The 16074-nt window shown below is 40.4% G+C and carries 12 protein-coding genes; all 12 read left to right on the forward strand.

Going from position 1 to position 16074, the window contains the following annotated elements:
• Positions 1-110 precede the first annotated feature (110 nt).
• The 12 genes from AU377_RS06280 (at position 111) to AU377_RS06335 (ending at position 16066) form a co-directional block, all read left to right on the forward strand.
• On the forward strand, positions 111-1805 hold the full coding sequence (locus AU377_RS06280) for a DUF4855 domain-containing protein (RefSeq protein ID WP_067405793.1): 1695 nt from the start codon (positions 111-113) through the stop codon (positions 1803-1805).
• 212 nt (positions 1806-2017) lie between these two features.
• Positions 2018-3478 carry an O-antigen ligase gene (locus tag AU377_RS06285; protein WP_067405796.1) on the forward strand — a complete coding sequence of 487 codons (1461 nt, stop codon included), beginning with the start codon at positions 2018-2020 and terminating at the stop codon, positions 3476-3478.
• 150 nt (positions 3479-3628) lie between these two features.
• Complete coding sequence (locus AU377_RS06290) at positions 3629-6382, forward strand: phosphodiester glycosidase family protein (RefSeq protein ID WP_067405799.1); 2754 nt, start codon at positions 3629-3631, stop codon at positions 6380-6382.
• Between the two features lie 498 nt (positions 6383-6880).
• On the forward strand, positions 6881-7906 hold the full coding sequence (locus AU377_RS06295; RefSeq protein ID WP_067405802.1) for an asparaginase: 1026 nt from the start codon (positions 6881-6883) through the stop codon (positions 7904-7906).
• 26 nt (positions 7907-7932) lie between these two features.
• Entirely contained in the window at positions 7933-9525 is a 1593-nt protein-coding gene (locus AU377_RS06300; RefSeq protein ID WP_067405804.1) for a glutathione ABC transporter substrate-binding protein, read from the forward strand.
• An 85-nt stretch (positions 9526-9610) separates the two neighbouring features.
• A complete protein-coding gene (gene gsiC / locus AU377_RS06305) occupies positions 9611-10531 on the forward strand; it encodes a glutathione ABC transporter permease GsiC (RefSeq protein ID WP_067405807.1) in 921 nt (306 codons plus the stop codon).
• A gap of 48 nt (positions 10532-10579) precedes the next feature.
• Entirely contained in the window at positions 10580-11449 is an 870-nt protein-coding gene (locus tag AU377_RS06310) for an ABC transporter permease subunit (RefSeq protein WP_067406107.1), read from the forward strand.
• Between the two features lie 25 nt (positions 11450-11474).
• Complete coding sequence (locus AU377_RS06315; RefSeq protein WP_067405809.1) at positions 11475-12488, forward strand: ABC transporter ATP-binding protein; 1014 nt, start codon at positions 11475-11477, stop codon at positions 12486-12488.
• Positions 12454-13434, forward strand: coding sequence for an ABC transporter ATP-binding protein (locus AU377_RS06320; RefSeq protein WP_067405811.1), 981 nt, complete (start codon positions 12454-12456; stop codon positions 13432-13434). Before AU377_RS06315 ends, AU377_RS06320 begins: the two co-directional genes overlap by 35 nt.
• Positions 13427-14401 (forward strand): hypothetical protein, encoded by a 975-nt coding sequence (locus AU377_RS06325; protein ID WP_067405813.1) that lies wholly within the window; start codon positions 13427-13429, stop codon positions 14399-14401. The genes AU377_RS06320 and AU377_RS06325 overlap by 8 nt, the downstream gene beginning before the upstream one ends.
• 47 nt (positions 14402-14448) lie before the next feature.
• On the forward strand, positions 14449-15267 hold the full coding sequence (locus tag AU377_RS06330) for a M55 family metallopeptidase (RefSeq protein WP_067405815.1): 819 nt from the start codon (positions 14449-14451) through the stop codon (positions 15265-15267).
• Positions 15268-15397: 130 nt separating this feature from the next.
• Positions 15398-16066 (forward strand): hypothetical protein, encoded by a 669-nt coding sequence (locus AU377_RS06335; protein WP_067405817.1) that lies wholly within the window; start codon positions 15398-15400, stop codon positions 16064-16066.
• Positions 16067-16074 lie beyond the last annotated feature (8 nt).

Below are 16074 nucleotides of genomic sequence, written 5' to 3' on the forward strand. Positions count from 1 at the left end.
ATCATTGCGATTATTAAATAATATTTTAGATAATCTTTACAAGACTAAGTAAATGAAGGACAATGAGAGGAATAGGAAAAATATAGCATAAAAACTAAAGGGGCGACAGAATGCGACAAATTGGCCGAATGGCATTGACTGCTTTTATTTGTTTTGTTTCTCTCATTCTTTTTACAAATTCAGCGAAAGCCTATACATATAATGATGTGAATTATCAACATTGGGCGTATGAGGATATTCAATTTATCGCAAAACATGGGGTGATTCGGGGATTTTCAGACGGTAGCTTTATGCCAAATGCCTCCATTACTCGAAAAGACGCGGCGGTTATGATGACGCGTGCATTGGATTTGAATAAGCCAAAAAGTGTATCGGTTGAAATTGCCGATATTCATGAACAGACACCGAATTACAATGAGATCACCATTGCAGTTGAGGAAGGTTGGTTATCGCTTCAAGATGGCCAATTTAACGGCAGTGCCCCCTTAACACGGGATGAAATGTCGAAAATGCTTGCGACTGCTTATTCATATGAAGGGAAACAAACGTCGGTTTTTGAAGACGTTCCAAAGTCAGATCCATATTATCTTTATATTGATGGTATTGCGATGCATGGTGTAACAACAGGTTATAATGACGGCACATTCCGTCCAAATGATCACGTAACGAGGGCACAATTTAGCGCCTTTTTATCTCGAGTTTATCAAAAGCCAGTCGCTTATGAAGTGAAAAGTGCAGGACAAACGATGGCGATCGTTCCCTCTGTTGAAGATGCGCTAGAAAAAGTGAAAGAGTATCCAGATGGGACAATCCATCCGCAGAGCAATAAATTTGTGTCATATCCACAGACGATTGCTACGGCAGACAAAACAAATTTAAATAGCGGTGTCTTGATCTACAATGGCTATAAGGAAGCAACTCCGGGATCATTTGACCCCTATATGAGATATGAAGCTGAAGATGGTACAGTGCATGAGATGTTTGATACGTTTATCATTTTAGGTCTTCGATACAATGAAGAAGGCAATAAATTCATTGATGGGGCGGAAAATGAAGCGAACTATGAAGACTGGAACAATTATATTAAACGAACATTTGCGGAGAACGGCGCATTACATAAGTTGAATGAGTCAGCTCTTTCCAATGATCGTGAAGTAGATATTTATGTTTCCATTCCTTATCCGAAGCGAAATGGCGACATTATTACGCTAGATGGACAAGAACAAGTGAACAACGTTTATAACCGTTATGACTTGGCAAATTGGTATATTAGCAAGGTGCTAAGGGAGTTGGACAAGGCCTCTTATTCCAATTTGAATTTCAAAGGCTTTTATTGGCTCAGTGAGACGGTGCGTACAGTGGAAGATGAAGTCTTGATTTCCTCAATCTCGAGCTTGATGAAAAGGCATAATCTGTATCTCATTTATTCACCGCATGCGACGTCTACCAATTTTTACAAATGGCAAAATTACGGCTTCGATGCAGCGTTTTTACAGCCGAATGCATTTCGGACAGGTACGCCAAATAAGGAAGAACGATTGCACCGTGCGTTTTTAAATGCCCAAATTTACGGGACAGGCATTACGATGGAAATTGACTCTTACGGAATCGGGCATGCTGATGAAGGAAGAGGCGTTGAAGAGTTTAATCTTTATATGGATTTTGCCAAACGATATGGACTCAACGAAAAAGGGATGATGTTTTACCAAGGAACAAATGTCGTAGAACGAATGGCGACGTATGATCACCCCGTTTTCAAACGCTGGTATGATCAATTGAATGAAACATTTTTTAGCGAAAAATAATGCAAGGGGTTGCCGTGTTGGATGATGCGGTAACCCATTTTTTCATGGTGATATTTGCAGTTTCCAACGAATCGCGTCAAGTTTCCAACAAAAAAGTGAATCTATTTCATCCTATAAACGTCCTATAGCAGGAGGCTAGAAAAATAATATCATTTGCAGGTGTTTCCTGTGGTATACTGATTTTCGAATGAATAAAAGAGAGGATTTATCGAATGAATTTCACGACAAAATTTCAGGAGATGACAGTTCCTTTAATCGGTGCAGTTATCTTGCTTATTAACTTAATGATTCCCACAAGCATATCGGCATACATAGCTACCGCATTATTTGCAGCAGCTGCATTTATTAGGCCGAAACAATCAATCTTATTCCTACTCATTTATTTTCCTTTCCGTCCTTTTTTAATTGAAGTGAACCCTACCCTTAAGTTGATCGGTGATATCGTCATCATTTTTGCATTTTTACGCGTCATATGGGATTCACGAGGCAATCTTAAATCGATTTTTCGATTCGAAGTGTATGAGTGGGCATTTATCGGATTTTTAGTTGTTGGATCAGTTTCAGCAATGTTAACCGGTGTATCGCTTATCGCGGTTGTTTTTCAACTACGTGCATTCGCGATTACATTTTTGCTCATTTACATTGTCAAACGACTGGATATTCAAAAACGTGATATTCTGAACTTCGTTGTCATAACAGTCGCTGTCGCGGTTATTCTTGTCATCCAAGGGATTGTAGAAAAGCTTTCCATGCGATCTGCGCTAATGCCTGAGAAATGGGTGAATCGTCAGCTTTCGCCGAACAATGCGAGCCGTATTTATGGTCTGTTGAATAACCCGAACGTATTAGCCGTTCACTTAACAATTGCTGGAATGCTTACGTATTGCTTGAAAAATGCTTTACCGAAAACCAAAATTCAGTTGTGGCTCAATATTTTCCTCGTCCTTCTTGCAGGAACGTGGATCTTAACATACAGCCGCGGGACTTGGATTGCCTTTGTCGTAGGTCTAGCAGTCTACTTCTTATTTACACGCAACTGGAAATTTGTAGTGAAAAGCGCTGCAGTCATCGCGCTAGGTTTTATTCTTATTGCTGTTCCTGTTACATATGGGACGCAGTGGATTAAAAGTCATACCGATATCGGGAACTTTGTAAGGACGGGACCGGCTGAAGAAGACAGCGGTTTTGCGGCGGTTGAAAAAGACCGTATCACAAATACGTTTACGGGTAGTACGTTGGATAAGAGTAAAACGACCGGTCGTCTCTTTATCGTCAATAAAGGGTTCGAAGTGTTTAAAGATCACCCAATTATTGGAACTGGGTTTTCCACATTTGGCGATTCGGCATCCAAAACGTATTCCTCCCCAATTTATGAGGATTACGGCATTACCTTCAATATCTATTCTGACAATCAATATATCCAAGTGATTGCGCAAACGGGCGTGGTCGGCGTTCTACTATTTGCGGTGTTTTTGTTGGGCATGCTCGTGATGTTTTGGAAAAAGCGTCATGAATCTCCGATTGCCATCCCAATGCTTGCTTCACTCATTGCGATTTTCTGGTGCGGTATGATTTACAATATTTGGGAAGATAAAGCATTTACAATGTATTTCTATATTTTAACGGCCGGTTTCATCGCGGTGGGCAGTCGAAAAAATGAATTTGCTGATTAACAGGATCCTCCTCATTGATCAATGGGGAGGATTTTTCTATAGAGTCGATAACTCTAGTCAAATAGTATGAAAATGAAATATCTGCCAATCTTCTGTGATTTTTGTAGAACAACAGTTTATAATAAAGGCATTACATAGAAGTCGGGGGTTATGGAAGTTTTGCAGAAACATAGGAGAATACCAAAAGTTTTTGTTGCATTGCTTGTGTTTTTACTCATTTTGCCAATGACATCGTTGGCAGCAAATGAGCAGATGAAGGTTTCGGGAGGTGTTCAATACGACTACAATGAGCAGACGATTTCAAGTTTTCCACAAGCGTTTCGTCAGTTGACAGTCGATTTGAATGATCCTTATACAACTGTAGATGTCAGCTATCCCACACCATTAAATCGATTGATGCGAACAACGGCGCAAGCAAATCAGTACACGGGTTCAGGCAAGCAAGTAGTTGGTGCTGTGAATGGTTCGTTTTATTGGTCTAAAGATCAAGGCAACTTGCCGATGTACTTAATTGCCTACCGTGATCGACTGATCAATGCGGGCATTATTGCATCGGGGAAAGATCAGTATGTCAATCAGCCGATCGCGTTTGGCATTGATCGTAATGGAAAAGGAAAGATCGATGCTTATACGTTAGATCTTTCATTTAATTATGCTGGAGCGGATTATCCGATTACGAGTACGGACAAGCACCGTTCGACTGATAATTTAATTTTGTATACACCCCTATATCCAGCAGCAACGACTGAAACAAATGGTCTAGGCTGGGAGCTGGTTATTTCAGGTGTGACCGGTGGAACAGATTTGAATTTTGGGGAAACTGTAACGGGTACAGTTACTAAAATACGAGAACGCGGCGATCAAACAGCATCGGCGATTCCAAAGGATGGATTTGTATTATCCGCACATGGTGATGCGATGCAAATGATTAAAGATATCAACATCGGAGAAACCATTTCGATTACGGCCAATATTGATGAACAATGGAAGGGTTCTTCGTTTATGTTGACGTCTGGTCCTGAATTGGTGAAAGATGGGAAAGTCAACTTAGGTATTGATCCAACAAGTGATCGTGCAAGAGAACGTGCACCACGAACGGCTATTGCAATCGACAAAACAGGATCGAAAGTGTTTATGGTTACTGTTGATGGAAGACAAGAGCCGTATAGTAAAGGGATGAGTCTGCCGGAATTTGCTAACTATCTTGCCTCTATTGGTGCTTACCAAGCATTAAACTTGGACGGCGGCGGTTCAACGACAATGGCTGTTCGAAAACCAGGCGACACGAATGTTTCCTTATTCAATCGTCCATCTGATGGCGTAGAACGCGCAGTATCAACAGCACTTTTTGCTTTATCGACTGCACCGGAAGGAGCACCGTCATCGATCTCGGCTCGTATTGAAAAACCAGGTGTCTATTTGAAAGGGACAAAAGGATCAGTCGTTGTGGATTATGTCATGGATCAGCATTATAATCCGGTGAACATCAATCGCAGCGATCTGAAAGTTACATCACCTCAAAGTTTAATCACACCGAATGGCTTACAATTTACGGCGAATAAATCGGGAGCGGGATCCATTGCGGTACAATACGGTTCTGCATCCGTAACGCTTCCATTTGAAGTGGTTGACGCAATTGCAACCATTGCACCGTCAACTTCATCAGTAACAGTACGTTCGGGTGAAAGCAAAACGATTTCTGTTAAAGCATTTGACGCGAAAAAGCGAGAAGTGATTTTTGATCCAGCACTTGTCAAATGGTCTGTTACGAACAGTATCGGAACGATTTCATCAAATGGTGTATTTACAGCAACAAAGTCAAATGGAACAGGTACCATTCAAGCGACACTAGCAAATCAAACCGTTACAATTCCTGTAACGATCGGCGGAGACAGCACTCAAATTGATTCAATGGAGTCAGTGACCAATTGGCAATCAAATGCTGTGAATGGAATCGCACAGTTGTCGCAAAATAGCGCAAAAGAACCGGCATTTGAAGGGACTGGCGCATTAAAACTAACGTATGATTTTACTGGACAAGCAGGTACTTCCGCGGCTTATCTGGAAGCGAAAACACCGATTTCCATGGGCGGAAAGCCAGTGAAAATTGCTGCTCGCGTTTATGGTGATGCAAGTCAAACATGGCTTCGCGGAAAAATTGCAGACAGCACGGGAAAAGAATACACGATTAACTTTACGCCCGAAAACGGCTTGAAATGGATTGGATGGAATTTTGTAACTGCGGATATTCCAGCTGATGCACAAGGTGATCTCACGCTAAAACAAATTTACATTGCACAGCCGAACGTCTCTTTGAAAACAAAAGGTTTCATTATGGTGGATGATGTCAAAGCGTTGTTTAGTAAAGACTATAAAGAAGGTCTTTTTAAAGACACAGGTTTGACATTTAGAGCGGAAAATGAAATTAAGGCACTCGTCAATAAAGGGATTATCGCAGGGTATGCGGATGGTTCCTTCGGTCCTTATCAAGAATTGACGAGATTGCAAGGTGCGATTCTTTTAGCGCGTGCTAAGAACTTATCGCTTGATACTGTGGAGGATCCTGGTTTCTCGGATATGACATCGAATATGAATTTCTACCGTGAAGTAGCAGCTGTAGCGAAAGCGGGTTACATTCGCGGGAAAGAAGGCGGCACAAAATTTGATCCGAACGGCAAGTTGACACGTGCCGAAATGGCAGCGATTTTACAACGCGGCTTCAACTTACCATATACCGATGAAAACCATTTTAATGACATTAAAGGCAGCTTTGCTTACCGTGAAATTAATTCCCTAGCGGCAAATAATATTACGCAAGGAATTGGCGGCGGCAAATTCGGCCCAACTCAAAATATTAGCCGTGCAGATTTCTCAGTTTTCCTCTACAAAGCATTGGAAAAGTAATCCGTTAGCGGAAAAAATAGGGTAAAAACATAATTTAACCTTTGAGATTGCAGAAAATTATGGTACAATGTGTTTGTAGAGTTATTCCTTTATACAATAGATTTGCAAAACGGTTGATGGCGCAAAAAATCCGTGGAGATGAAAATCTCCGCGGATTTTTTTTATGTGGCAATCATTTTAATGGCAGTGCATCTGTATTTTCAGTAAAAAGTTGCAGAAACTTTTTTGTTGCAAACGAATGATATATGCCGTTCAAAATTAACTAGAAGTAAGTGAATAGAACGAAAAAACGTTATGGAAAATGGTAGGACATTTTCCATAACGTTTTATTTTTTTGAAAAATTCATCCTAACTCCTAGAAAGGAGAAGAAACCCAATGTTAACAATAGATTTTCAAACTGGAAGAGTTACTCGATTAAAAATGTTCAAATAACTTGTTGTAATATGTTTAAACATGTTGTATAGTTTTAGAAAATAAAAACAACATGAGGTGTTAGCATGAGTGGGGAGCATTTGATTGATGTTACAAGAGGGGAATTGGTAGAAAGTACACATGTCGGGCATATTGCGGTTGTGAATAGTGAAGGAACATTGCTGTATTTTAATGGAGATCCAGATCGTGTAACATTTGCACGTTCATCTATGAAACCTTTGCAAGCGGTACCCATTGTTGAAACAGGTGCAATGGAATTTTATAACTTAGACGCCGCTGATCTTTCACTTGCATGTGCATCGCATAGTGGTGAAGCGCAGCATACAGACAGAGTGTTAACGATTCTAGATAGACTTGAACTGACGACTGAAGACTTACAGTGTGGTACACATCCGCCGCGCTGGCAGGAAGCGTATGAGAAACTCATGCGAGAAGGGAAAGAAGTTACACCGGAATTTAATAACTGCTCGGGAAAACATAGCGGCATGCTTGCCACTGCGAAATTTATGCAAGAGAGTTTACAAGACTACTATAAAATTGAGCATCCCGTACAACAACGAGTAATCGAAGTTATTAGTGATATTGCGCAAGTTCCAGCCGATGAAATAAAAATTGGAGTCGATGGATGCGGTCTTCCGGTACACGGGATTCCCCTAAAAAATCTAGCGCTCGCATTTGCGAGAATGGCGAATCCAATAAGCTTCCCGGAAAAACGGAAAAAAGCAATCGAAAAAGTAACAGAATCTATGATGGCTGCGCCGGAAATGGTAGGCGGAACAGACCGCTTTTGTACAGATTTAATGAAATGTGCAAATGGACAACTATTCGGCAAAGCTGGAGCAGAAGGTGTCTATTGTATTGGCGATAAAGAAACGGGCATTGGGATTGCGATTAAAGTAGAGGACGGCAATGGAAGAGCAGCGTCCCCTGTAGCTATGGAAGTCTTAAAGCAGCTGAATCTATTAAATGAAAACCAGCTTCAAAACTTAGAAAATCATCATTATCCAAAATTGACGAATGCAAGACAGGAAGTAATTGGGCAGCTCAGTCCGAATTTTTCGTTGAAAAATGCATTAAGCATTCTTTCATAAATAAAAAAAGTAAAGGGGAAAAGAAAATGAAAAAAGCTAGAAATATTTTATTTTTACTGGCTTTATCACTCGTACTTGTAATCGCTGGCTGTTCTTCAGGCGGCGGAGACAATTCGGATGGTGAGAAAAAAGAATCAGAAAAAGCTAGTAAAAGTGGAAAAGATATTGTTATCGCTGTAGCGGATAATTTTACAACAATGGATCCGCATGACACAAATGACACATTATCCAACTCCGCACAAAAAACAATGTTAGAAGGACTTGTCGGTTTTGACAAAGACATGAATGTAATCCCTGTGTTGGCAGAGGAATACGCAGCAAGTGAAGATGCAAAGGAATTTACATTCAAGTTAAAAGAGAATGTAAAATTCCATGACGGAACACCTTTTAATGCTGAAGCAGTTAAGGTGAACTTTGATCGATTAGCTGATCCGAATAGCGGTTTAAAACGTCATAGTCTATTTAGCCTCATTCAAGAAATTGAAGTACTTGGGGAGTATGAAGTGAAATTTGTTCTTTCGGAGCCATTTGGTGCGATGATTAACACATTTGCTCACCCTTCGGCTATGATTCACAGCCCGAAAGCATTGGAAGAGCATGGGAAAGAAGTTGCAAGAAATCCAGTTGGAACAGGACCATTTAAATTTGTTGAATGGAAGCCAAGTGAAGGATTGGAAATCGTAAAAAATGAAGACTATTGGAAAGAAGGTTTTCCTAAAGTTGACAAAATCACATTCAAACCTGTATCAGAGAACGGTTCCCGTATCGCGATGCTGCAAACAGGCGAAGCGGATTTCATTTATCCCGTTCCAACTGAACAAGCTGACAGCATAAATGGTAAAAATGGTATTGAAGTCGAAAGTAACTCTTCCATCATCGTTCGCTATCTAGCGATGAACCTATTAAAAGCACCATATGATGATATTAAGGTAAGACAAGCGATTAACCATGCAATTAATAAAGAGGCGTTCATTAAAGTTGTTATGAATGACCACGGGAATGTTTTGGATTCGGTCATTGCACCAGACGTTCAATTTTATTCAAAACAGGATCCGTATGCATTTGACGTTGAAAAGGCAAAAGCATTGCTAAAAGAAGCCGGATATGAGAACGGATTTAAAGCGAAGCTATGGGGCGCGAATCACTCAAGTGCCATTAAAGCAATGGAGTTTTTACAGCAACAACTAGCGCAAATCGATGTTGAAGTTGAAGTTGTCCCGATGGAATCTGGTACATTGTCCGATAAAATTTGGTCTGTACAAGATGCGAAAGATGCAGAAATCGAACTGTATTACGGTGGATGGTCACCTTCAACAGGTGACGCAGATTGGGGAATTCGCCCACTTCTAGGCGGCCATGAAGCATTCCCGCCATTCTCTTACAACATTTCTTACTATGAGAATACAAAAGTGAATGAATTAATCTCTGCTGCCCTGGCAACAGCTGATCTAGATGCACGCGGAAAAGCTTATGAAGAAGTTCAAAGTTTAGTTTGGGAAGATGCACCATGGGCTTTCCTTTCAACTGATAATACAATGGCTGGAAAGAAAAATTACCTAAAAGGTATTTACTTACTGCCAGATGGATCACTTAGCGTTTCAGATATTGAAATCGAATAAATAATTATTCCATGGGGTTGTCCCGGAAGTGCCTGGCTCTTCGTTTTGGGACACCCCCATGTCTTTACTCATAGGAGGGATGAATATGCTTCGCTTTCTTACCAAAAGACTACTCGAGATTATACCGATCTTATTGGTAGTATCCATCCTCATCTTTCTTTTCGTACATATGATCCCAGGGGATCCGGCGCGATTAGTTGCTGGTGAAGATGCAACACTTGAAGACGTGGAGTTAGTTAGAAAAGAGTTAGGATTAGATAAACCGTTGCACGAGCAATATATCAATTACATGGCAAACCTAGTGAAAGGTGATCTAGGGACATCTTTAAAAACAAAACGCCCAGTAACGGAAGAGGTATTTGAACGGTTCATGCCGACATTTTGGCTGACATTTTGGAGTATGGTTTGGGCAGTCGTGATTGGTTTAATCATTGGCGTCGTTTCTGCAACGAAACGAAATAAGTGGCAAGATTATTTGGGGATGTTCGGTGCTGTTTCTGGCTTATCCTTGCCATCGTTTTGGCTCGGACTTATGCTCATTCAATTATTTGCGGTAACACTTGGATGGTTTCCTTCGGGTGGAATGGAATCATGGAAGAGTTATATATTGCCATCTTTTACACTTGGAACAGGGGTGGCGGCAGTCGTTGCTCGCTTTACGCGTTCCTCATTAATGGATGTACTAAAAGAGGATTACATCCGTACTGGACGTTCTAAAGGTTTAAGTGAAGGCAAGGTAGTTTGGGGGCACGGTCTCCGAAACGCCATGATTCCTGTCGTTACAATGACGGGCTTACAATTTGGATTCCTTTTAGGCGGATCAGTTGTCATCGAGACTGTGTTCAGTTGGCCGGGCTTAGGAAAATTGCTCATCGATTCGGTTGCCTATCGTGATTATCCAGTCATTCAAGCTGAGATGCTAATATTTGCATTAGAGTTTATATTAATTAACTTAATAGTCGATCTGTTATATGGAGTATTAAATCCACAGATCCGATATGAGTAAGGGGTGATCGTAATGGTAGAATTGAAACTTTCTAAAAAAGAAGAATATATGAAATTGACAGCCGAGCAAATTACTAGTCGCACGCCTTTCTCGGAGTTTTGGAGAAAGTTTAAAAAGCAAAAGCTTGCATTCATATCTTTCTTTTTTGTTGTTTTTCTAATATTACTAGCCGCTATCGGTCCATATGTAGCACCTTACGATATTTCTGAACCTGATTATGACAGTGTCCTTTTGGGACCGTCTGCCGAACATTGGGCTGGAACAGATGCCTATGGTCGGGATATTTTTAGCCGGATCGTGGCAGGTACACAAATTTCTTTGTTTGTTGGATTATCGTCTGTATTACTAGGAGCAATTGGCGGAACTGTATTTGGATTATTAGCGGGGTACTATGGTAAATGGGTTGACCGAATCATTATGCGAATTTGTGACGTTCTCCTGGCATTTCCGGGAATTCTATTAGCAATTGGTATTATTGCTATTTTAGGACCGGGTCTCGGAAACGTTGTCATTGCAGTAGCCATTTTCAGTATTCCCGTATTTGCACGAATTGTAAGAAGTTCGACTTTAGCAGTTAAATCTACCTTATATGTAGAGGCAACAAAATCGATTGGTGCTAAACCGAGCAGAATTATTTGGAAGCATATTTTTCCGGGAACTGTATCAAGTATTATTGTTTACTTTACGATGCGGATTGGTTCGGCAATTTTAACTGCTGCAAGTTTAAGCTTTTTAGGACTAGGGGCACAGCCGCCAACACCGGAGTGGGGTGCCATGTTAAGTGGTGGAAGGGATTACTTAAATATAGCGCCGCATGTAACGTTATTTCCGGGATTGGCCATTTTTATTACGGTTCTCGCATTTAACTTATTAGGAGACGGATTACGAGATGCACTCGATCCGAAGATTAAGGATTAAAGATTTGGAGAAAAGGAGTGATCCCATGAAGCAAGCATTATTAAAAGTGAACAACCTTCAAACTCATTTTAAAAGTGACTCCGGAATTGTTAAAGCTGTCGATGGGGTTTCGTTTGAAGTTGCTAAAGGGGAAACACTTGGAATTGTAGGAGAATCCGGCAGTGGAAAAAGTGTAACATCCTTATCAATTATGAAATTACTAAAAGATACGCCGGGGAAAATTGCCGGCGGTGAAATTTTATACGAAGGACAGGATCTGGTTCAATTAAATGAAAATGAAATGAGAAAAATTCGCGGAAATGATATCGCGATGATTTTCCAAGAGCCAATGACTTCATTAAATCCCGTATTTAAAATTGGGAGACAATTAGAAGAAACGATCCGTCTGCATTTAAAGCTATCGAAAAAAGATGCAAGGCTTCGGGCGATCGACATGTTAAAAGCAGTTGGCATTTCCCGTCCTGAAAAAATTGTTCATGAATTTCCACACCAACTTTCGGGAGGAATGCGCCAGCGGGTGATGATTGCAATGGCTATGGCGTGTAATCCTAAAATATTAATTGCAGATGAACCAACAACAGCACTTGACGTAACGATACAGGCTCAAATTTTGGATTTAATGAAGAACTTGAATAAAACTGCCGATACGGCAATTTTACTTATCACTCACGATTTAGGCGTGGTCGCTGAAATGTGTGATCGTGTTGTCGTGATGTACGCGGGACGGGCCGTTGAAGAAAGTGATGTACATACGATTTTTACGGACCCTAAACATCCTTACACGCAAGGGTTGTTATCATCTATTCCCAAAATTGGTGAACGGGTAGAGAAGCTACAATCCATTCCGGGGAATGTTCCGATCCCTACGAGAATGCCGGAGGGATGTAAATTTGCACCAAGATGTCCATTTGCGATGGATATTTGCTGGGAAAAAGAACCTGAATACAAAGAATGTTCGCCGAAGCATTCAGTCAGATGTTGGCTGCAAGAGGAGGTGCCGAGTGATGAGCGAGAACTTGTTGGAAGTTCAGAACATTAAAATGTACTTTCCTTTAAAAGGAAAACTGTTTAGTAAAAAAAGAGAATATGTAAAAGCCGTTGATGGTGTGTCATTTACAGTAAAAGAAGGCGAAACGTTAAGTATTGTTGGAGAAAGTGGCTGCGGAAAATCTACCACGGGCAGAGTGCTTATGAAATTACTTGAAGCGACCGATGGGAAAATCATTTTTGAAGGGAAAGACATCACCGATTTAAACGAGGACGAAATTAGACCGTACCGAAAAGAGTTTCAAATGGTCTTCCAAGATCCGTATGCATCTCTTAACCCTCGCTTAACGGTAAAAGAAATCATTGAAGAACCGCTTATTGTTCACAATATGGAAAAAGAGAAGAGAGCAGATCGAGTTGCGGAATTATTAGAAGTTGTTGGCTTGAATAAGTATCACGGTGAGCGTTATCCGCATGAGTTCAGTGGCGGACAGCGACAAAGGATTGGGATTGCACGAGCGCTTGCAGTTAATCCAAAGCTAATTATTGCCGACGAACCTGTTTCGGCACTGGACGTTTCCATCCAATCACAAATCTTAAACTTGCTAAAAGATTTGCAGAAACAATACAATTTGACGTATGTTTTTATTTCTCATGATTTAAGTGTTGTAGAACATATTTCTGATCGGGTCGGCGTTATGTATTTGGGCAGATTCGTTGAGTTGACGGATCGGGATACGCTCTTTAAAAAGCCGTTGCATCCATATACAAAAGCATTGCTTAGCGCTGTACCAATTCCGGATCCAACATTAAAAAGAGAAAGAATCCTTTTAACAGGTGATATTCCAAGTCCCGCAAGTCCGCCGTCCGGCTGTACGTTCCATACGAGATGTCCTTTTGCTCAGCAAAAATGTAAGGAGCAAGCACCGGAATTTCGTGAGCTGCAAAAAGGTCATTATGTTGCTTGTCATTTTGCTGAGGAGCTTCAAAGTGAATAAGGTAAAAGGAAGACTTCGTGTTCTTTCAATTCAAGAAACATACTTAGACATAGTTGCTGACCAACTCGAGGACATTTTCGGAGATCAAATAGAAGTACTAGGTACAACTTTGCAAGAGCTGACGATGGAGACGATTACCGAAGGAGAAATGGTTGTTCTATCAAAGGATATTTTAAAGGGGATCACTAGTCCGTTTATTCCGGAATCTTGTCAGGTAATTGTAGCCAAGCGAGAGGTAAATGTTGCTGGCACTAGGGAGATTGCGAATGTACCGATCGGGCAGAAAATACTTGTTATCAATGACACGTATGAACACGCTTGTGAAGCTGCCGAATCACTTAAGCAGATCTTTTATGGACAGGAATACATCGCCTACAATCCTATTCACGCTATACCTGATCAAATAGATCATATTGTTACGCCGGGGGAATGTGAGTCAGTACCAGGACAATTTTTAAATGTCATTGACATTGGCCCAAGAACATTGGATTTTAATACGGTTTTGGAAGTGTCGAAGCAATTGGATTTACTGTATGATCAAAGGTCATTAATGAATCGTTTTTTCAAATCACAAATTACGCTCGCGGATAGACATCGTTTTGAAATGACTAACGAACAAAAAGGGCAATTGGTGATGGATCAAGTAAGCCAGTATCCAAAAGCGGCTCATTTATCGGAACAAGAGATCGATGAAATAGGTGAAAAAATAGAAGAACATGGGTTTTTGGAAGAAAGCTTGGCGATTTTAGCCATTTACGAGGAAGGGAAGAGAAATTTTAAATCATTTGGCCGTGTAAAGGTTAAAGTGAAATTACTAGAAAAAGACATTCGATTATCTGATCAACAGCTCCGATTACGGTTGGAAGTTATGCAGGAATTGGGGTTAGTACATGCCCGACAAGGAAGAGGGGGTACTAAATTGTTGGAAAGAGGGGAAGAGTTCCTCCATTACCATATGAACAGATAAGAAAACATTTAGTCAAAGTAGAAGTTTGATGGAATGTAGGTGAAACGATGAAGATTTTTATTTCCGCAGATATTGAAGGGGTTTCGGGAATCGTACATGGCGAACATACTGCGCGGGATGGCAGAGAGCACGATTACGCCAGAAAATTGATGACAGAAGAAGTCAATGCTTGTGTTTTAGGTGCTTTAGATGCGGGTGCTAAAGAGATTATCGTCAATGATTCTCATGGGACGATGAGGAATATATTTCATGAAGATTTACATCCAAAAGCAGCTCTCATTAGCGGCTCACCTAAAAAACTAGCCATGATGGAAGGGTTATCCGATGATTTTGATGCGGCTATATGTATTGGATACCATACAATGATGGGGTCTAATGGAATCTTAAATCACACGTTTAATGGCCGCGTTGTAAAATCGATCGAGATCAATGGACAAGCATTTGGTGAATTTGGATTGAACGCACTTGTCGCGGGCTATTTCAACGTCCCAACGATTCTTGTATCCGGATGTGACTTAGTAGCCCAGGAGGCTGCGGCATGTATATCCAATATTCATACGATAGAAGTGAAACAAACGATTAATCGAACGACAGCTTTAAATAAACATCCTATTGTCGCAAGAGAACTTATTAAAAAGGGAACGACACAGGCGATAAAAGGTCGAAATGACGTTCCGCCATTTAAAATAGAACCGCCTTATTCTGTGAAAATATCATTTTTACACACTGGATTAGCAGATGCGGTGGAAATTCTACCAATGGTACAAAGAGTCGATCCACTTACAATATCATTTGTCATGAGGGACTTTTTAGACTGCTATCGAATGATTCGAAGCACCATTATGATGGCGGGCGCAGTTCAATAGTTTAGGTGTAATCATACTACATCCTTCCTTCGAATATTTTATATAGATAAAATCGGAAGGGGGAATACCCATCTATTGTGTTCACTGCGGTGAGGAACAAGCAGTTGGGAATTTTTGTAGGAATTGTGGAATGCGGATCAATCCTTCAGAGAATGAATCTGTGCCTTCGCGTCTTCAAAATGTCCAGACAAATGAATCGATGATGCAGATTAAAGGGAAAGTTATAAAATATTGGCATTTTGTCTTAGGTTATATGAAGAATCCGGTGGATGTTTTTCAACAGGGCAAAAATGAATTTGGTAACGGAATGATTACGGCCATTTTATTTGCGGTCATTGCAGGAGTTTGTCAATTTGCTATTCAAACAAATAAAGATGTCTCGTTTTTAACGGTTGTGAGTGAAACAGCATTATTTCTTATCATTGGTGTTGCGATTGCATCAACTTCATTATTTGTGATCAATAAATTGTTTAGCGCTGAACTTTCTTTTAAAAAAATGGTCGGCATTTACGGCACGCATATGATCGCATCGCTCATACTTGTATGTGTAACGTATATTCTTATATTAGTGAATTTCATAGCTTTCGGCAGTGCGCTTCTCGTTGTTTTGACTTCTTATACGATTTTTTTATTGCCATTGTATATTTTAACGAGATTACTTTCCGAGCATGCAACAAATATTGACCCATTATATAGTTATGTTTCTTACATAGTCATGTTTTCAATTTTATATTCCATTTACTTACACATTGTAACAGATCGAGGGGTTACCATTTTCTTTTCTAATTTCTTAAGTTAATCCCAAAA

The sequence above is a fragment of the Sporosarcina sp. HYO08 genome, from assembly GCF_001563475.1.
Taxonomy (GTDB): Bacteria; Bacillota; Bacilli; order Bacillales_A; family Planococcaceae; genus Sporosarcina.